At 68.0% G+C, this 18,951-nt stretch carries 19 protein-coding genes; 9 read left to right on the top strand and 10 right to left on the bottom strand.

The window, feature by feature from the left end; all coding sequences use genetic code 11:
• From JZ792_RS14355 to rimP, 4 genes are all read right to left on the bottom strand, one after another.
• The coding region (locus JZ792_RS14355) for a translation initiation factor IF-2 N-terminal domain-containing protein (protein WP_216910900.1) at window positions 1-277 on the bottom strand (277 nt) is incomplete at its 3' end.
• A gap of 109 nt (window positions 278-386) precedes the next feature.
• Window positions 387-704, bottom strand: coding sequence for a YlxR family protein (locus JZ792_RS14350; RefSeq protein WP_232840028.1), 318 nt, complete (start codon window positions 702-704; stop codon window positions 387-389).
• A 194-nt stretch (window positions 705-898) separates the two neighbouring features.
• Entirely contained in the window at window positions 899-1,927 is a 1,029-nt protein-coding gene (nusA, locus tag JZ792_RS14345) for a transcription termination factor NusA (protein WP_216910898.1), read from the bottom strand.
• A complete protein-coding gene (gene rimP, locus JZ792_RS14340; RefSeq protein ID WP_216910896.1) occupies window positions 1,924-2,571 on the bottom strand; it encodes a ribosome maturation factor RimP in 648 nt (215 codons plus the stop codon). Before rimP ends, nusA begins: the two co-directional genes overlap by 4 nt.
• Window positions 2,572-2,819: 248 nt before the next feature.
• Here rimP and JZ792_RS14335 point away from each other — a divergent pair, with 248 nt between their 5' ends.
• The 3 genes from JZ792_RS14335 (at window position 2,820) to JZ792_RS14325 (ending at window position 4,438) form a co-directional block, all read left to right on the top strand.
• The gene (locus tag JZ792_RS14335; protein ID WP_308165295.1) at window positions 2,820-3,482 is read left to right on the top strand and encodes a hypothetical protein; all 663 of its coding nucleotides are present in this window, start codon (window positions 2,820-2,822) and stop codon (window positions 3,480-3,482) included.
• Complete coding sequence (locus JZ792_RS14330) at window positions 3,479-3,913, top strand: DUF4439 domain-containing protein (RefSeq protein ID WP_216910894.1); 435 nt, start codon at window positions 3,479-3,481, stop codon at window positions 3,911-3,913. Before JZ792_RS14335 ends, JZ792_RS14330 begins: the two co-directional genes overlap by 4 nt.
• Before the next feature lie 324 nt (window positions 3,914-4,237).
• Window positions 4,238-4,438 carry a hypothetical protein gene (locus tag JZ792_RS14325; RefSeq protein WP_216910892.1) on the top strand — a complete coding sequence of 67 codons (201 nt, stop codon included), beginning with the start codon at window positions 4,238-4,240 and terminating at the stop codon, window positions 4,436-4,438.
• A gap of 69 nt (window positions 4,439-4,507) precedes the next feature.
• On the opposite strand, the gene JZ792_RS14320 is transcribed toward JZ792_RS14325, so the two are convergent.
• A complete protein-coding gene (locus tag JZ792_RS14320) occupies window positions 4,508-6,259 on the bottom strand; it encodes an acyl-CoA dehydrogenase family protein (RefSeq protein WP_216910890.1) in 1,752 nt (583 codons plus the stop codon).
• Between the two features lie 217 nt (window positions 6,260-6,476).
• Window positions 6,477-8,225: a proline--tRNA ligase gene (locus JZ792_RS14315; protein ID WP_216910888.1), complete on the bottom strand. Its 1,749-nt coding sequence runs from the start codon at window positions 8,223-8,225 to the stop codon at window positions 6,477-6,479.
• A 124-nt stretch (window positions 8,226-8,349) separates the two neighbouring features.
• Here JZ792_RS14315 and yaaA point away from each other — a divergent pair, with 124 nt between their 5' ends.
• Window positions 8,350-9,093, top strand: coding sequence for a peroxide stress protein YaaA (yaaA, locus tag JZ792_RS14310; RefSeq protein WP_216910886.1), 744 nt, complete (start codon window positions 8,350-8,352; stop codon window positions 9,091-9,093).
• A gap of 13 nt (window positions 9,094-9,106) precedes the next feature.
• Here the strand turns inward: yaaA and JZ792_RS14305 are convergent, their stop codons facing one another.
• Window positions 9,107-9,733, bottom strand: coding sequence for an HD domain-containing protein (locus JZ792_RS14305; protein ID WP_216910884.1), 627 nt, complete (start codon window positions 9,731-9,733; stop codon window positions 9,107-9,109).
• A 535-nt stretch (window positions 9,734-10,268) separates the two neighbouring features.
• On the opposite strand from JZ792_RS14305, the gene JZ792_RS14300 reads away from it, so the two are divergent.
• On the top strand, window positions 10,269-10,634 hold the full coding sequence (locus tag JZ792_RS14300; RefSeq protein ID WP_216910883.1) for a hypothetical protein: 366 nt from the start codon (window positions 10,269-10,271) through the stop codon (window positions 10,632-10,634).
• A 524-nt stretch (window positions 10,635-11,158) separates the two neighbouring features.
• Window positions 11,159-12,412 (top strand): PucR family transcriptional regulator, encoded by a 1,254-nt coding sequence (locus tag JZ792_RS14295; protein ID WP_216910881.1) that lies wholly within the window; start codon window positions 11,159-11,161, stop codon window positions 12,410-12,412.
• A gap of 10 nt (window positions 12,413-12,422) precedes the next feature.
• Here the strand turns inward: JZ792_RS14295 and JZ792_RS14290 are convergent, their stop codons facing one another.
• Window positions 12,423-12,755 carry a hypothetical protein gene (locus JZ792_RS14290; RefSeq protein ID WP_216910879.1) on the bottom strand — a complete coding sequence of 111 codons (333 nt, stop codon included), beginning with the start codon at window positions 12,753-12,755 and terminating at the stop codon, window positions 12,423-12,425.
• A 180-nt stretch (window positions 12,756-12,935) separates the two neighbouring features.
• Between JZ792_RS14290 and JZ792_RS14285 the strand changes: the two genes are divergently transcribed.
• Complete coding sequence (locus tag JZ792_RS14285; RefSeq protein WP_216910877.1) at window positions 12,936-13,511, top strand: TetR/AcrR family transcriptional regulator; 576 nt, start codon at window positions 12,936-12,938, stop codon at window positions 13,509-13,511.
• A gap of 2 nt (window positions 13,512-13,513) precedes the next feature.
• On the top strand, window positions 13,514-14,722 hold the full coding sequence (locus JZ792_RS14280; protein ID WP_216910875.1) for an NADH:flavin oxidoreductase: 1,209 nt from the start codon (window positions 13,514-13,516) through the stop codon (window positions 14,720-14,722).
• 19 nt (window positions 14,723-14,741) lie between these two features.
• Here the strand turns inward: JZ792_RS14280 and JZ792_RS14275 are convergent, their stop codons facing one another.
• Both JZ792_RS14275 and JZ792_RS14270 read right to left on the bottom strand, forming a co-directional pair.
• Complete coding sequence (locus JZ792_RS14275; RefSeq protein ID WP_216910873.1) at window positions 14,742-16,331, bottom strand: GMC oxidoreductase; 1,590 nt, start codon at window positions 16,329-16,331, stop codon at window positions 14,742-14,744.
• A gap of 84 nt (window positions 16,332-16,415) precedes the next feature.
• On the bottom strand, window positions 16,416-17,756 hold the full coding sequence (locus tag JZ792_RS14270) for a lipase family protein (protein ID WP_254189792.1): 1,341 nt from the start codon (window positions 17,754-17,756) through the stop codon (window positions 16,416-16,418).
• Between the two features lie 407 nt (window positions 17,757-18,163).
• On the opposite strand from JZ792_RS14270, the gene JZ792_RS14265 reads away from it, so the two are divergent.
• On the top strand, window positions 18,164-18,895 hold the full coding sequence (locus JZ792_RS14265; protein WP_216910871.1) for a DUF7873 family protein: 732 nt from the start codon (window positions 18,164-18,166) through the stop codon (window positions 18,893-18,895).
• Window positions 18,896-18,951 lie beyond the last annotated feature (56 nt).

Below are 18,951 nucleotides of genomic sequence, written 5' to 3'. Positions count from 1 at the left end.
GTGCGGGGGGACGCGGTCCGGGACGGGGGCCGGGACCGGTCGGCTTCTGGCCCGGGCGGGCCGACGAAGCGGGTCCGGGACGAGCCCCGGACTTGGCATCGGACGCCGTGGCGGATTTCGCCGACAGCGACTCGCGGAGGCGACGGGCGACGGGCGCTTCCACCGTCGAGGACGCCGACTTCACGAACTCGCCCTGCTCCTTGAGCTTCGCGAGTAGTTCCTTACTTGTGACACCGAGTTCTTTGGCCAACTCGTGCACGCGGGCCTTGCCTGCCACTGCTCTCCTCACTGAGAGGTCGAGCAGCTCCGCCGTTTCAGGGGACGGCGGCCCGCACGACCTCGGGTTATCTCCGATGGACGTTCATCGTTGGTACTTCACGGTGTGCTCATGAGTGCTCGTGCCTGTTCTCGAGGTAATGCTCCAGGGCTGAGATATCCAGATTTCCGGACACTCGTAGTGCTCTGCCGAATGCTCGGCGTCGCTCTGCTGCGCGCAGACAAGACGAAAGGGGGTGCAACCAGGCACCCCTCCCGGGCAGTCTGCGCCGCGAATCGGGAACGATCGCGACGATACGGGAACCGTCACCGGCATCCCGATCCTGCGCCACGATCCGCAACAGATCGACGGCCAACTCGCGCTCCCGGCATCCGATACACGTACGCACCGGAGCCGATCGACGCTGGGGCGCCGGGTCGATCTCGATGGTGCGGTCCGGTACGGAAACCGAAGGCTCGCGCTGAACCTGAGACCACTGTACCGCTGTCCCGCTCGGAACACCGAACCCCGCCCCCGCGGAAGTTACCAACATGTCATCCCGGGTGTTCGATTCCCGATCCACCCGATCCGGCGCGGGACTCGCCGGATCGACCGCCGCGCGCCGTGGCGCGCCACCCTCGGTCAACTTCGGTGCGCCTCCGTCCGCACGTTGCCGCCCATGTCAGGGGCGGCGTCGCTGCGGATATCGATCCGCCAGCCGGTGAGCCGGGCGGCCAAGCGGGCGTTCTGCCCCTCCTTGCCGATGGCGAGCGAGAGCTGGAAGTCGGGGACGACCACCCGTGCCGCGCGGGCGTCCGGGTCGACGATAGTGACGGACACCACTTTCGACGGCGACAAGGCGTTGCCGACGAAGGCCGCCGGATCCTCGGCGTAATCGATGATGTCGATCTTCTCGCCCGCCAGTTCGCTCATCACATTGCGCACGCGCTGCCCCATCGGGCCGATGCAGGCGCCCTTGGCATTGACGCCCGACACCGTCGAGCGCACCGCGATCTTGGAGCGATGTCCGGCCTCACGGGCCACCGCGACGATCTCCACCGAGCCGTCGGCGATCTCGGGCACCTCGAGGGCGAACAATCGGCGAACCAGATTCGGATGTGTGCGCGACAGCGTGATCTGCGGCCCGCGCGGGCCACGGGTGACGCCGACGACGTAGCACTTGATCCGGTCGCCGTGCTCGTAGGTCTCCCCCGGCACCTGCTCTGCGGGCGGGATCAACCCTTCCGTGCCGTGCAGCTCGCTGCCGATGCGCACCACCACCGTGCCGCGCGCGTTGGCGCGGGCGTCGCGCTGGACGACACCGCCGACGATATCGCCCTCGTGGGTCGAGAACTCGCCGAAGGATTTCTCGTTCTCCGCGTCCCGCAACCGCTGGAGCACCACCTGGCGCGCCGTGGTCGCCGCGATGCGGCCGAATCCCTCGGGGGTGTCGTCCCATTCGGAGACGACGTTGCCGTCGGCGTCCACCTCGCGCGCCATCACCCTGACCACGCCGGTCTTCTGGTTGATGTCGATGTAGGCGTTGGCCTGGTGGCCCTCGGTGTGGCGATACGCGGTGAGCAGTGCCGACTCGATCGCGGAGATCACCGTCTCGATCGAGATCCCCTTGTCGGCGACAATCGCGCGCAGGGCTTCGATTTCGATGTTCATTCCACGATCCCTTCGGTCGGCGAATCGGACGCTGTTACAGGTACTGCATCGGTACTTCCCGAGATGTCTTCGGCATCCTGGCCCGGCGTCGGTCTGCCGGGCGCTACGCCGCCCGCGAGTTCGAGTTCCCTCGCGCCGGGCGGATTGAATTCCACTTGAACGACCGCTTCGGCGATATCGGCCAGTGGCACCGTCACCCGGTGCGGTTTATGTCTACCGCCCAACACGAGCGCCACCGAATCGCCGTCCAGCGCGCCGACCCTCGCGTCGAACCGGGCGTGTCCCCCCGGATCCGGAGGTTCCGCGCCGGGACGCAAGGTTATCCGTACTTTGCGGCCGCGCGCACGTCGCCAGTGCCGGTCCGCCGTGAGCGGACGGTCGATCCCCGGTGAGGTGACCTCGAGCAGATACGGCGTCTCGCCGAAATCGCCCGCCTCGTCGAGCAGCTCCGACAGATCGCGGCTCAGGGTGGCGATGGTGTCGAGATCCGAAGCCGCGTCGCTGTCCACGACGACCGTCACCCGAGCCTGCGCGTCCGCGTGCTTGCCCACCGTCGAGAGATCGACGCCCTCGAGATCGAATCCTCGGCGCTCGACGAGTCCAGCTATCAGCTGGCTCACCCTTTCGTCGGTCGGCATCGGCATGGTGGGGCGGCTCCTGGTTCAGTTGTGACGCGAGCTTCGGATTTCTTCGAGCGCTGTGTACCGGTAACGAAGTGCGGACGGTCCCCGACAGCAAATCTCGTCTACCGAAGGTCTAGCGTAACGCGCCCAGAGAGTGTAAAGGACCAGCGGCCTGTGGCAAGTTTGCCGGGTATGCCGCTTCGGAAGCGGGCCGAAACTCCGGCCGCGCCCCGGTCGGAGTCACCCCGCGAATCTGGCACGATGGTGCCGTGCCCATCCGCCACCCCGCCTCCACGCGCGACGAGCGTATCCCCGGCTCGCCCGCCGATCGGCCCGACGCCCGCCCGGACCGGAACATGTTCGGTGCGAACGTGTTCGGCGGCCCGAGCGCGGGCAGCGGTGCGACGGTCGATCGTCGCACCGCGTTGCGGCTCGCGGGCGGCGCGACGGCGGGAGTCCTGACACTCGGCGCGGCGACGGGATGTTCGGACGAACCGGTCTATCTCCCCGATCCGCTTGCCGCGCAGGAAGCCGCGGCCAGGGCCGACGCCGCCGCCGCGAGCGCCGCCATCGCGCTCGCGCCGCAACAGCAGGCGGCGCTGAACACGATCTCGGCGCAGCGCACCGAACACGCGGATGCCCTGCGCACCGAGATCGACCGGGTCATCGGTGTCTACGGCGACGGAACCACCCCCGTGCACCGCACCCGCGAACCGAATTCGCCCGCCGCGGGCGCGAGTCCGGCTCCCGCCGTCCCCGGTAGCGCCGTACCGCCCACCGTTCCACCCACCGTCGAGCAGTTGCGCGAACAACTGACCCGCTCGCAGCGATCGAGCGCGGACCTGGCTCGCACCCAATCGGGATATCGCGCGGGCCTGCTCGCCTCCATCAGCGCGGCCTGCGCGGCCCAGACGGGAGTCCTGCTGGCATGACCGACGCCGAACGCCGTGCCGTCCTCGACGCACTCGCCGCCGAGTACGCGGCGGTGTACGCCTACGGGGTGATCGCCGCGTACGCCTCGCCCGAGCGGACCCGCCTGGTGGCCGAGAACACCGCCGCGCATCGCGCCCGCCGCGACGCGACCGTGCGGGCGCTGGAAGCGGCGGGGGTCACCGCGCCCGCCGCCGACGCCGCGTACACCACCCCGTTCCCGGTGGACGACCCGATACCCGCCGCCCGGCTCGCCGTCACCGTGGAGAACGACACCGCCGTCGCTTGGCGCGCGGTCGTCGAGCACGCCGCGACCGAATCGGTCCGGGGCACCGGGATCGATGCTCTCACCGAGAGCGCGCTGAGACTGGCGACCTGGCAGGCGATCCTCGGTACCAACCCTCCGACCGCCGCCTTCCCCGGTCGCGCCTGACCGACGAGATACCAGGCGCCGGTCCGACCGGCGCCGATCCTGCGACCGTCGCCTTTCTCGGACCGCATCCGACCACGCGGACCCCGAGACGCCGCTCGGTGGCAGACGCCGAGCCTCGAATTCGAGCGTTCCGCACGACGGTTCCGACCCGCACGGTCGGCCCCGGTTCTCCCGGGCTACTCTTTCCGACACCCCGGCGCGCAAGTCTCCAGCGCGGACTGTCGATGCGCCGGATCACGCGGCCGTCCCGAGCGCGGGCCGCACCGAACAGTTCTTCGTTATCGTGCCGCAACCACCCAAAGGGATTGCCGGAGGACAGGATTCATGACCCGTTCCGCACGACTCATCTGCGTTCTTCTCGTCATCGTCGCGGCCGCCGTCGCCGCCGTCCTGACGGCCGGATCGACCGCGGCCGACAGAGGCGACGCCGAGCGGGAGTCCGGTGACGCCGAGGCGAATCCGAACGCGTCCACCCGCGAGACGCCCGATTCCACCGATCTGGTGGTGGATCTGTACCTGGTCTGACGCGAGTACGACGGATACTCCGTGGCGGTAGGGTCGGGTTCGCTCACCGGCCCTACCGCCACGGATTCGTCAGGGCCGCATCTCGTACGCGCCGTCGTTGGCGACCACCCGGTCCCACACCCGGTCGAAACGTTCCCGGTTCGCGACCGGGGTGCGCAGGGCGCCGACGGCCCATTCCCGCTGCGCCGCGCCCGCCGACGGCTTCCCGTAGAGCGTGGTGGCGTATCCGTTGAAGTCGCGGACCTGGAAGTCGAAGATCTGGTCGAGCACATCGCGATCCAGTCCGATGATCGCGGCCTGCTCCAGAATCAGCTGACCGTAGACGACCAGTGAGAACAGGTGGCCGATGGTCAGCATGAAATCGAGATCCTCGCGCTGCCCCTCGTCCGGCGCGGCCGTGAGCAGCAGGGTGCGCAGCGCCTGCGCCTGCTCGTAGAACCGGGCGACGTTCGGCACGTCGGCGTGCTTCTCGTACACCGGGGTCCAGTCGGCGAACCGGACCTTGCCCGCACCGCGGGCCGGGCCCTGCCGCCAGAAGAATTCCTCGTCGCCCGCTTCCCGCCTGGTGCCGATCTCGGGGTAGTCCGCCGGATCGAACAGGTAGTTGGGCATGAACTTGAGGATCTGACCGACATTCACGTGCACGGTGCCCTCCAGCCGGGGCAGCGTGTTGATCAGCCGGGCGACCTCGGCGAAGTAGGTGTTCTTCTCGAAGCCCTTGGCGGCGAGCACATCCAGCAGCAGGGTCATCACGACCTCGCCCTCGGAGGTCACCTTGGATTTGGTCATCGGGTTGAACAGCAGGTAGCGCCGGTCTTCGAGACTCGCACTGCGGAAGTAGTCGACGGCCCGGTCGCTGAACAGTTTCATCGCGACGATCCGGCTGTAGGCGTCGACGAAATTACCGCGCACGTGCGGGAACCGGGTGACCGGATTGCCGTACAGGATGCGGTTGTTGGCGTGGGTGATGGCCTCGTAGAACGAGTGCTCGACCATGCCGATGCCACCGTGGCAGAGATTGAACTTGCCGACGTTGACCGTGTTCAGGGCCGCGGAGAAAGCCTCGGGGCCGGTGTGCAGCACATCCTCGGCGCGCACCGGGTAATCGGTGAGGCGGAAATTGCTGACATACATCTGGCCGTGCACGACATTGCCGATGAGTTCGTAGTCCTCGTGCCTGCTGTCGGCGGCGAACCAGACGTACCCGTCCGCGCCGTCGATATCGGCCCGGCGTGAGAACACCGAGACCATGCTCGCCACATTGCCGTTGCCGATGTAGTACTTCTCACCGTTGGCGCGGAACAGGATTCCCGCCTCGGCGTCGTCGCTGCCCGGTTCGGTCGGGGTGAGCACCAGGTCGGTGTTGTAGATATCGGCGCCGTGGGTCTGCTCGGACAGGCCGAAGGCCATCACCTGCCCCTCGGCCAGATCCGCCGCCGCCCGTTTCTTGGCGGCTTCGTTGTCGCTCTGCCAGATCGGGCCGAGTCCGAGGATCGTGACTTGCTCCGCGTACCAATACGCGAGCCCGTAGAAGCCGAAGATCTCCGACAGCGCGGCGTTGCGCGCGGCGTCCCAGCGCCGATTCGGATCGCCGTCGGCGTAGGCCGCCGGTGTCAGGAAGGTCGCGAACAACTTCTCCTTCCTGACGAAATCCAGGAATTCCGACACCCACAGCGCGTCCTGGTCATCGGCCAGCAACTGCGCCTTGCCCTTCGACTCGAACCACTCGATGGTGGCCTTCAGCAGTCGCGTGGTCTCGGCGTCGAACTGCTGGGGGTCGTAGGTGGACGGGTTGAACAGCAGGTCGTCGGTACTCGTCATGCCGGTCAACTTACCAGCGAGTAACAGGTGCCTGCCCACGGTCTGCCGGATGTGTGACCTGCGCTTTCACCTTACGCAGCCGTAGGTAGACGCCGGTCGCCGCACCTTCTCACCACCGTGGACGCCCGATGCTGTGCGAAGTCACCACACAGATCCGGACGGCACATCGCGGCCCCCGGTCGTGCCGCACCGGGGGCCGCGACGGTCCGGGAACGGATCAGGCGCGAATCTTCGCGACGACCGCGTCCACGGCGGAATCGGCCGCGATCTCGGTGACCTCTCCGGTGAAGCGGTCGCGCAATTCGACCTTGCCCTCGGCCCAGCCCCGGCCGATGACGAGAATCCACGGCATGCCGAGGAGTTCGGCGTCCTTGAATTTCACGCCGGGCGAGGCCGTGCGGTCGTCGAAGAGCACGTCGAGCCCGCGGGCGTGCAGACCCGCGACGACCTGTTCCGCGCCCGTGCGCGCCGCGTCGTCCTTGTTGGCGATGACGACGTGCACGTCGAACGGGGCGACCTCGGACGGCCAGCGCAGGCCCTTGTCGTCGTGCTGCTGTTCGGCGATCACCGCGACCATGCGCGAGACGCCGATGCCGTAGGAACCCATGGTCAGCCGTACCGGCTTACCGTTCTCGCCGAGCACGTCGACCTCGAAGGCATCGGTGTACTTGTTGCCGAGTTGGAAGATGTGCCCGATCTCGATGCCGCGCGCGGACACGAGGGTGCCTTGCCCGTCCGGCGACGGGTCGCCGTCGCGGACCTCGGCGGCCTCGATGGTGCCGTCCGGGGTGAAATCGCGTCCGGCGACCAGACCGACGGCATGCTTACCCGAGACGTCCGCACCGGTGATCCAGCCGGTACCGGTCCCGACGCGCGGATCGACCAGGTAGCGAACGCCGTTGTCCTGCATCGCCTTCGGCCCGATATAACCCTTGATCAGGAACGGGTTGGCCGCGAAATCGGCATCGGTGAGCAGTTCCACCTCGGCGGGCTCGACGGCGGCGCCGAGTCGTTTGTCGTCGACCTCGCGGTCACCGGGGATGCCGATGCCGATGATCTCGGATTTGCCGTCCGGGTGGCGCAACTTCACCATGACGTTCTTGAGGGTGTCGGCCGCGGTCACCGGGCGATCCAGCACGCCCGCCGCGTTGGCCCATTCCACCAGTGTCGCGATGGTGGGGGTGCCGGGGGTGTCGTGGACGACCGCGGCGGGCAGGCCGTCGACCGGCAGCGGCGCGGGCGCGGGTGTGACCACCGCTTCCACGTTGGCCGCGTACCCGGACTCCTCGCTGCGCACGTAAGTGTCCTCACCCACCGGGCTCTCGGCCAGGAACTCCTCGGACGCGCTGCCGCCCATGGCGCCGGAGGTCGCCGCGACGATCACGTACTTGACGCCGAGTCGTTCGAAGATGCGCTGGTAGGCATCCCGATGGGCCCGGTAGCTGTTCTTCAGGCCGCCTTCGTCGAGGTCGAAGGAGTAGGAATCCTTCATGATGAACTCGCGTCCGCGCAGGATGCCCGCGCGGGGACGCTCCTCGTCGCGGTATTTGGTCTGGATCTGATAGAGCACGACCGGCAGATCCTTGTACGAGTTGTATTCGCCCTTCACGGTGAGCGCGAACAGTTCCTCGTGGGTGGGTCCGAGCAGGTAATCGGCGTTCTTGCGGTCCTGCAACCGGAACAGGCCGTCGCCGTATTCGGTCCAGCGGTTGGTGGTCTCGTAGGGCTCGCGCGGAAGCAGCGAGGGCAGCGAGATCTCCTGGGCGCCCATGGCGTCCATCTCTTCTCTGACGACATTCTCCACCTGCCGGAGCACCCGCAGACCCAGCGGCAGCCACGAGTAGATCCCCGGGGCGACGCGGCGCACGTATCCGGCGCGGACGAGCAGTTTGTGGCTCGGCACCTCGGCGTCGGCGGGATCGTCGCGCAGGGTACGCAGGAACAGTCTGGAGAGGCGGGTGATCACGGGTGCAAAGCGTAGTCGCCGGTCACAGGGACCACGCAAGCCATTACCGTTTTCCCGCGCGCCGTGTTCGCACCGGGCGACCACCTCCGTGTCGCGGGCGCGCACGCCGGTACCGTATCCGCTCGTGCTGGTGCTGCTGCCTCCCTCCGAAACCAAATCCGACGGCGGCGCGGGCGCGCCACTGGAACTCTCGGAGCTCGCGATGCCGCGCCTGACCGAGGTACGCGACCGGCTCGTCACCGAAGTGATCCGGCTCGCCGCCGATCCCGACCGCTCGCGCGATGTCCTCGGGCTCGGCAAAGGGGCCGACGGTGAGATCGCGCGCAACGCCGCGCTGCGCACCTCGGCGACCCGTCCGGCCCTACAGCGCTACACCGGGGTGCTCTACGACGCGCTCGACGCGAAGGGTTTCACCAAGGTCCAGCGCGAGAAGGCCTACGCCAGGCTCGGTATCGGCTCCGCGCTGTTCGGCGCGATCCGCGCGAGCGATCCCATCCCGGCCTACCGGCTCTCCGGAGGCACCAAACTCCCCGGCCTGCCGACCCTTTCGGCGATGTGGCGCGACCATCTCGGCGCGGCGCTCGCGGACGAGGCGGCGGGCGAACTCGTCGTCGACCTGCGCTCGGGCACCTACCAGCAACTCGGCCGCGTCCCCGGCGCGGTCACCGCCAACGTGCTCACCGAACATCCCGACGGCAGCCGCACGGTGGTCAGCCATTTCAACAAACACCACAAGGGGCTGCTCGCGCGTGCCCTGGTCGTCACCCGCGCCGATCCCACCGATATCCGGGCGGTCGCGCGGATCGCGACCAAGGCGGGCCTGCGTACCGAGATCGCCTCGCCCACCGAACTGCTCGTCCTGACCTGACCGGTCGCGGCCGCTACCCGGTCAGTCGCGCGATCTCGCGCGCGAGATTCGCCCGTGCCGCCGATTCGTAGCGGGCGCGTGCGGTCGGGGTGTGGAACAGCCGTTCCTGTTCGGCGAGTCCGCGCAGCACGGCGGCGCGGCCCGGCCGGAAGACCTCGTCGGGCACCTGCCGGTATTCGGCGCGGACCGCCGCGGCGTAGGCGTCGTACCCGGATTCGTCCGCCGCGAGTACCGCAAGGTCGGCGTCACAGAGCACGCCGCCGTTGCGATCTTCGGGTCGCGGGGTGTGGCCGGCGGTGAGCCGCACCAATCGGGCGACCTCGCCGATCAGTTCCGCCGGAGCGCCGAGTGCGGCCAGTGTCGACTCGGACAACCGGGCGCTGAGTTCCTCGTTGTCGGCACGGTCGACCGCGTAGACGGCGTCGTGGAAGAAGGCCGCGTAGCGCACCGCGTCGATATCGTCGGCGTCGGCGGCGAGGTCGTCGACGACCGACAGCATCGCCGCGAGGTGCTCCACGGTGTGGTAGCGCCGATGGGGTTCCCGGTATCGCGCGATCAGTTCCGCCCCGACGTATTCCGCCGCCGCCCCCGACAGCGCCACCCATCGCCGCATCAGATCCGGTCCCACGTCTGTTCGCATCCGACAAGTCTGCCCACCGACGCCCACTTCGACAATCACTGGGACGCTGCGCGATTCGGCACACACCCGATTCCGGTGCCGGGATCGTGGCGGCGCGAATCCTGTGATGCGTCACAATCCTCATCGAATGCGCGCGTGGCCGATGTGCCGGACCGTCTCTCCGGCGTATCGGCATTTCCTCTGGATGTGACCGACAGACTCAGACAGTTGACCTGAATCGCCACGCCGCGGCGTCGAACTCGGGATTGGGCGGAAGCAAGAATCTTTATGCCGCCCCCTGGTATCCCACAACAATTGCTGTACCGTTTCGATTCATGGTAGTTCTCCGACTTCGCCGCGAGACACAACTCGGCGAATCCGGAAACTATCGGAAGCCGGGACGGTCCATCGGTTCGGGTCACACCGCGCCGTCGATCGGATTTCCTCGGTTTCGTACGGGTCTCACGAATGACCCGCTCGCTGTTCGCCAATCTGCGGATCGATAATCCGTCAGCATTGTCCGGTGGACGAACTCATTAAATCAGTGGAGATTCTCATGAGAAAAAGAAGTGCAATGGTCCTCGCCGTGCTGGCCACCGCTACCGCGATGACCGGCATCATGTCGTCGGCCGCGACGGCGGCGCCCAGCCCCGATATCGCCGCGGACTGCCCGGCCATCACCTCGATCGCCAACGACGCGCTTGCCGCGTTGACGCCGCTGGCGACGCTCCCGGTAGAGGAGTCGCAGCCGATCAAGGAGGCCTTGATCGGAGAGCTCCAAGGGCGGGCGGGCGAACTGACCACCGATCAGGGGCGCGCGAATGTGCAGAATTTCATCAGTGCGCTTCAGACCGCGACTTCCCCGGCCCAGGGGTATCTGATCGTCAACGCGCTGAGCAAACTGCGTTCCGACTGCGCATAATATCTCACGCTCCGAAAGCGGGGTTACCGACCATTCGGTGACCCCGCTTTCGCATATCCACCGGAAAAACTCTCTACCAGAGAGCACAATTCCGATCACAATAGTGTCGAATAGGATTGTGAAAAGTCACCTCGTGCGGGTATCGCCATTGGAGATCATCATCCCGTCGAGCGATGCCGACACCCGATCAATGGTCGACATCGGGCCGACCGGCCTCGAACTGGATTATCTGGATACATCAGACAAATCGGACAAGTGTCGAAATCTCGGCCGGGCGGGCGCGATATCGGAGGCGAATTCCGGAAATCCCCGGCGGATTCGGCCCGCGCGACCGGAGAACTTCGCGTTCGCACAATCCGACAATCGCCGTGCGGCGTCGAGTTGGGCGTCCCGCGACAGCGCGACGGGGACGGGGCTGGTCGGCGGCGACGAAGTCGCGCCCCTCGCCTTGTCGCCGGTGACAAAGTTCTGGTTGCCGGAACCGAAACGTTGTCCGGCACGGGGGCGTCGGACACAATCGGCCCATGCCTGTCGCAACACCGTCGACCACCGCGGATCCGCCCCTGGTGACCCGACTACTCGCCCGGTGGCCGCAGATCGCCGAGCGAATGCTGGCCGCCGGACTCGGCGCCACCCCACCCGCGGCCGACCTGCCCGAGGGTCATTTCACCGCCGAGGTACTGCCCGCCATCTACGGATGCGGGCGCGCGGTGTTGCAGGCCATCGGCGAGGAACGCGAATTCACCAGGGCCGAGGTGACGGCATTCGTCGCTCCCGTCGCGCAACGCCATGCCGAGGACCGGTTACCGCTCGCCCTACTGATCGAGGCGATGCACGGCTCGGCGCAGTCGGTGCTCGCCGAGGCCGCCGCACTCACCGCACCGGGCGAGATCGACGAGCTGACCGTGGTCATCTCGCGACTGCTCGACCTGCTCATGCATATCAACGTGACCGTGATGGAGACCTATGCCGAGGTCGAACAGTCCATCTACAGCGCCGAGCGCGAAGCGCGCCGGGAACTGTGCTCGGCACTGCTTCGCGGCCGACCGGCGTACGAGGAGGCCGCCCGCGCCGACACGGCCCTGACCGACCGCTATACCGTGCTCGCCATCGGGATCGCCCCACCCGCGCGGCCCGCCCCGGCATCGGACCTGCTGGCGCGCAGGCGCATCCGCGTCCTGCACCGCACCCTCGACGCCCGCACCAACGGCGGTGCGCTGGCGACCTTCGACGGTTCGGCGGGGATCGCGCTACTTCCCGTGCACGCCGATCCCGACACCGATTCCGCCCGGTACGCGGGATTGGCCGAGGATCTGGCCGAACAGTTCGGCGTGCCCGCCTATCTCACCGAATGTCGCGCGGTGCGGCGCGGGGACGTTCCCGCCGCCGCGGCCGAAGTCGCCGAACTCGCGACGCTCGCGCGCCTGCTCGGGCGTCCTTCCGGGCTCTACCGGCTCGACGATCTGCTGCTCGAGTACCAGCTCACCCGTCCCGGCTCCGCGCGCGATCGGTTGGCCGAACGCATCACGCCCCTTCTACGCAACCCGCACCTGCTCGAAGCGCTGGAGGCGCATATCCGCCACGGCTCCGACCGCAAGACCGCGTCGGCGCGACTGCATATCCACCCCAACACGTTCAGCTATCGGCTGCGGCGCGTCGCCGAACTCACCGGCATCGACCCGAACGAACCGGACAACTCCCGGTTACTGGCGGCATCACTGACCATCCACCGCCTGTTCCCGCCCCCGGCCGCGCCGGATTCCGGCGACGATCACTGAGGGCCGCCGCTCAGCGATACCCCTCCCAGCGCATCGGGGTCCGTGCCGCGTAGGTCGCTTCCGGTTCGAAGGTGTTGATCTCGCACAATCGCAGCAGGTCGTCGGGTAGCTCACCGCCCAGGTGCACCAGGCTCGGCGTGATGACGGCGTCGACGTCCATCCCCCGCACGAGTTCGAGCAGTCGAGGCAGCGACCGGTCGGCCTCGGAACCCGCGGCGACCGTATCGGCCAGGTCGTAGCCGAACCGCCGCGCCATGCCGCGAATCCGGACCTCGTGCCATTCCCACGACATCCCCGACACATCTCGGCGCAGGTATCCGATCGCGGTGGGCCGCTGTCTCATTCGTCGCCTCGTCTGCTCGTGTCCCGACGGCGGCCCCCTGAACCGCCTGCCGACGACGCTACGGTCCGGCTCGGGATCGCGCGGGGTTCTTTCCACATCGTCACCGAATCGCGCGCACCGATCCGGTCACCGTTTCAATCATTGATTGAACACAGTATTGAAACGTGTTCTAATTCTGGGGTGGTCCAGAAACTTGCCGCGGGCACCCGTCAGCGCCTGCTCGCCGCCGCCGAACGGCTGCTGCTGAGCGAGCCCTACGACGAGGTGTCGGTGCGGGCGATCTGCGCCGAGGCCGGGACCAATCCGGCGGCGGTCCATTACCACTTCGGATCGAAGGAGGCGCTGGTCGGCGCGTTGATCGAGGACCGGCTCGGACCACTGTGGGCAGCCGGGATGGCCGAGGCCACCGGCTCGCGGCCCGATTCGGTGCCCGCGCTCGTCGACGCCGTGCTGGCCCCTTTCCTGGATTTAGCCGCCGATCCGGTGGGCAGGCTGCATCTTCGCCTGCTCGCCCGCTTCGTGTCGGGACGCCACCTCACCGCGTGGCAGGGACGATGGTTCCGCATGGACTCGTGGACGGCCCTGCTGCCGCAACTGAGCGCCGGGGAGAGCCGACGCCGCTGGATGCTCGCCTTCGACCTCGTCATCATGCGTTTCGGCAGCCCCGAAACCGAGGAACACGGCATGTCGGAGCGCGCGGTGGCGACACTGCGGAACTTCGTCGTCGCCGGCCTCACCGCACCGGTACAGGAGTGACCATGACAGAAGTGTTCGCACCGGCGGCACTCGGCCCGATCATGCTGCGCAACAGGGTGATCAAAGCCGCCACCTTCGAGGGCAGAACCCCCGACGCGCTCGCGACCGACGATCTGATCGCGTTCCATCGCGAGGTCGCGGCGGGCGGCGTCGGCATGACGACGGTCGCCTATTGCGCCGTCGCGCCGGGCGGGCGCACCGATCGGCACCAGATCTGGATGCGACCGGAAGCCGTCGCGGGTCTGCGGAAGCTGACCGACGCCGTCCACGCCGAAGGCGCGGCGGCCAACGCCCAGATCGGCCATGCCGGACCCGTCGCCAACGCTGCCTCCAACCGCGTACCGGCACTCGCGCCGAGCCCGCTGTTCAGCCCGCTCGGGATGCGGGCCATGAAAGTCCCCGACGCGGCCGCGATCGCCGACCTCGTCGCCGCACACGCCGGCGCCGCGCGACTGGCCGAACAGGCCGGATTCGACGCGGTGGAAATCCATTTCGGCCACAACTATCTGGCGAGTGCCTTCCTGAGCCCGCTGCTCAACCGTCGCAAGGACGACTACGGCGGGCCGCTCGTGAACCGGGCCCGCTTCGCCCGCGAGATCGCGCGTGCGGTCCGGGAGGCCGTCGGTGGGCGGCTCGCCGTCACCGCCAAACTGAATATGGAGGACGGCAGGCGCGGCGGACTCACCGTCCCCGAATCCCTCCAGGTGGCCTCGTGGCTGGAGGCCGACGGCACCCTCGACGCGATCGAATTGACCGCGGGCAGTTCGCTGCTCAACCCGATGCTGCTGTTCCACGGCGACGCGCCGCGCCGCTCGTTCGCGAAAACCCTTCCCGGCCCGGCGCGCTGGGGCTTCCGTGCGGTCGGACGGGCCTTCCTGAAGGAATACCCCTATCACGAGGCGTACCTGCTCGAGCGGGCTCGACAATTCCGCCGGGAACTGTCCATGCCGCTGATCCTGCTGGGCGGCATCACGAATATGGACACCATGCGCCTGGCGATGACCGAGGGTTTCGATTTCGTCGCGATGGGACGCGCGCTGCTGCGGGAACCGGATCTGTTGCACCGCATACGATCCGACGAATCGACGCGGTCGGCGTGCGTGCACTGCAACGAATGCATGCCGACGATCTACTCCGGCACCCGCTGCGTCTATCGCCCCGTGCTCCCGCACGAACCCGTTACGCTGCCGATGCCGACGATCTCGCACTGACCGCCGTACCGCGACACGCTCAGATCAGCGTGCCGAGATCGCGGGCGACGATATTGTCCAGTGCCCGTTCGGCGACCGCGGCGATGGTCATCGACGGATTGCAGGCGGCGGCGTTACCCGGCAGCAGCGCGCCGTCGAGAACATAGAGACCGGGCTGGTCGTGCACGCGGCCGTCCAGGTCGCAGACCGCGCCCATACTCGCGCCGCCGAGGGGATGCCAGGTGGACGGGAACAGCGCGTTGGTGTCGATCAGCATGCCGTCGGGCCCGGCGATACGGCGCACGGCGGGATCGATGTGGTTGTTCTGGATGTCGCTGTCACCGTCGGCGGGCCAGTGCAGGATCGCGTCGTCGCGTGCGGAGTCGTAGGCGAAGGCGCCGCGACTGTCGCTGACGCCGTAGCCGACCATCATGGTGCTGCGCGGGTCGATCGACAGCGGCGGAATGGACGCCTGGATGACGGTGTGCGCGGAACGCGGGTCGTCCCAGTTCTTGCTGCCGTAGACCACCGGTCCGCCCTGGGGCGCACCGAATTCGGCGTCGGGATCGGTCCACACGTAGATGCGGTCGGCGTTGGTTCCCCAGCCCTGCCCGAGCCCGTCGGGCAGGCCGGGAATCATGCCCTTGGCACCCGCGCGCACCAGCAACCGGGTGGTGTTGAGACTGCCCGCGGCCATGATCAGGGCATCGGCGGTGAGGATCTTGTTCTCGAGCACCGCGCCCGTGGTGTCCAGGCGCAGGACGTGGGCGATCCAGCGGCCGTCCGGCGCGCGTTCGACGTCGGTGACCTCGTGCAGGGTTTCCACCCGCACCAGTCCGGTGGCCTCGGCGGCGGCGATGTAGGTGACATCCACCGAATGCTTGCCGCCGTTGTTGACGCCCATCGCGCCGTCGCCGTTGGTGTAGGACGGTTTCATCTCCCCGCGCAGTTCGGCGAGCGCGAAATCCCAATCGATCGGCATGGGTATCTTCGACAGCGGCATACCCGCACGCTGTACGCGTTCGGCGAAAACCCGTGCCGCCCGGTAGTTCTCGCTCGCGACCAGTTCGTCGGGAGCCTCGGCCAGACCCAGCATCGCCGCCACCCGCGGGTAGTGCACCCGGTTCATCAGCGCCCAGTCGAGTTCCTGGGGGAAGTGGGTGTCGAACACCTCCCGGGTCGGTTGCAGCGACATCCCCTGGTAGACGAGGGAACCGCCGCCGACACCGGCCGCGCACAGCGCGGTCATGTTCACCCCGGGCACCGCCTCGACCAGCCCGGTGTAGGGCTCGAACAGCATGGGCCGCCCGAACAGGTTCGGGCTGGAGCGGTGCCACAGCAGTCGTTTGTCCGGCGCGGACGCGCGCGGGAAGGTTTCCGCGTTCGGACCGGTCGGCCAGCGCAGACCACGTTCGAGCACCGTCACCGGCACCCCCGCCCGCGCCAGGCGCAGGGCGCTCACACCACCGCCGAAACCGGAACCGATGACCACCACCCGGTGCTCTTCACGGGTCAACGGGACAGTGCGGGGCGCGGCGGCGGCCGGAGCGGCCGAGCGCGCGCCGAGGGCGAGGGCACCGGCGGCGGCAGCGGCGCCACCGAGAAGTGACCGGCGCGAGAATGCAGTCATCACGGATCCTTCGGGGAGCCCGACCGGGGGGAGGTCGGGTGGTTCGGGAATCGGTCCGGCGCCGCGACCGCGACGCCGGGGCACTCAGCGGTAGGTGCAGCCCGAGACGGGCTTGTCCGCGAGTCGGTCGAGCAGATAGGTGATGGCGTTGTCGGGGCCGAAACCGTCGATCATCTCGGGACCGAAATGACCGGGGATGGTGGTCCCGGGCAGGATCGGCGGCAGCTCGTTGGTGCGGAAGTCGACCGTGGCGCCCTTGGCGCACCAGTCGTCGGCGAGGCGACGGGCCTGGTTGTAGGGGACGGTGTCGTCGTTGAGGCCGCTGGTGATCAGCACCGGCGAGGTCGGGGTCAGACTGCCGATACGCAGTTCCGCCAGTGCGGGTGCCGCTTCGGGCATTCCGGCGAGATGTTCGCTCAGCGAACGGCCGTCGACGGTCATCGTGCTGGTCTTCAGGAAGGGATTCCTGACGATGATGTCACCGATGCACTCGTCGCTCAGCTCGGTCAGCTTCGCCCGCCCGGCGGGGCTGATCACCCTGTCGAGGGCCCGGTGGAGTTCCGGGTATCGGGCGAGCATGCCGTTGATCGCGAATCCGATGGCGCCGCCTATCAGCGCGCCGTCGATCCGTTCGAGGATGACGGCCAGATCCGCCGTCGGTCCGCCCGCCCACGTGCCCTTCAGGTTCAACTCCGGCGCATACGACGAGTGCATCTCGGCCGCGGCCGCCGTCGCGCCGCCGCCCTGGGAGTAGCCCCACAGGACAACCGGGGTGTCGGGCCCGACACCGCCGAGTTCGTTGGCCGCGCGCACCCCGTCGAGAACCGCGTGGGCGCCCTCGATCCGGTTGGCGTAGGTGTGGATCCCGGGGGTTCCGAGGCCGACGTAGTCGGTGACCAGCACCCGGGCGCCGAGTGCGCTCCAGACCGCGGAGGAGGGTAGCTCCTGATTCGCGGACAGCGACGGCGACGGATCGGTCGTCACCGAGATGCCGGTCGAGAACGCCACCGACATCGCGCAGCGGTCGCCCTGACCCGATGTGCCGGGAGCGATGACGACCGTCGGACGTGCGCCCGAACCCTGCCAGGGGCCGTTCGGTTCGATGTAGGTGCCGCTGACCGCTACCGGCGAGCCATCCTGGAGTCTGCTGCTGTACATGACGTGTCTGGCCTGAACCGGCCAGCCGCCCTCGGTGGGCACGGTGGCCAGGATCGTCATCGGCTGGGTCGCGACGACCGCGCCGGGAGTGTTCGGGACATCCACGGGTGGTGTGTAGAACGAGCCGACCGGCGCCGCCACGGCATCCGGAACACCGATTCCCGCGCCGGACAGCGCGACCACGGCGGCCGTCGCCAGCACGGCGGGCAGCCGACCCGGCCGCGGACGCGACATCGACAGTGCACGCGAACGAACCCGCTGACGCATAGACAACTCTCCGTGTGACACCACCCCCGCACCGTCGCCGGAGTGTCCAGTTTCGCAATAGGCAGATGACATGACTCGCGTCACAGCCGCGCGAACAGACAGTAACATGGTTACTGAGATAGCGGTAACCGCAGGTCTCAGATTGCTGCCGGAGTGCGGAACGCGCAGCGACCGCCCGCACGAACAACCGCCGAAACGTTGGTCGCCCGAACGGAATCGACGCGCTGACCTCGGAACATCCCTCATCGCCGGGTAATTCGGATGCGCCACGGGCGACGCGCCGCTACCGTGACATGCGCGGCGGGGGGAACATCATCGGCGCCGCACCGAAGGTACCGGGCACAAAGATGTTGCGGTGCAATGATTTCGGCGTACGCGAACCGAGCAGCGCCGAGAGGAGGCAGACGATGACCAAACTCAATCAGATCATCGCCGTGGAGAAGGGCGTCAAGAGCGGCGCGCTACGCGAACTGGCCGACACCCAGGGACAGCTGCACAAGCCCGCGCTGCTCGCCGGGATCGCGCGCACGTATCAGCCGAAGGACGAAGAGGGCGAACAGCTCCCGCCGGAGTCGACGCGCGTGCAGGTGAAATCCGAGGAAGTGCTGCGGCAGACCGCGACCACGCTGACGCGCCTGTTCGACGTGACGGCCACCAAGGACTGGGCCAACACCGAGGCCAAGGCCGATGTCACCGTCGACGGTACGACGCTGCTCAGCGACGTCCCGGTCTCCTACCTGCTCTTCCTGGAGAAGCAGCTCGCCGACCTGCACACCTTCGTCAAGAAGCTGCCGGTACTCGACGCCGCCGAGGCCTGGTCCTTCGACGATTCCTCCGACACCTGGCGCACCGACGCGGTGCGCACCCTGCGCACCAAGAAGGTACCGCGCAACCACGTCAAGGCCGAGGCCACCGAGAAGCACCCGGCCCAGGTCGAGGTGTACTACGAGGACATCGCCATCGGCTACTGGACCACGGTGAAATTCTCCGGCGCGCTGCCCGCGCGGCGCGTCAACGAGATCGCCGATCGCATCGAGAAGGTGCAGCAGGCGGTCAAATTCGCTCGCGAGGAGGCCAACAGCGCCGAGATCACCGATCGCAAGACCGGTGCGGCGATCTTCGGTTACCTTTTCCGATGAACCGATCCGGGGCGGTATCACCCGCCCCGGATCCCACATTCGTCCCCGCCGCGAGG

It is taken from the genome of Nocardia noduli (assembly GCF_019038455.1).
Classification (GTDB): Bacteria; Actinomycetota; Actinomycetes; order Mycobacteriales; family Mycobacteriaceae; genus Nocardia; species Nocardia noduli.
The sequence above is the reverse complement of the archived record's forward strand: the minus strand, read 5'-3'. Positions and strand labels throughout refer to the sequence as shown.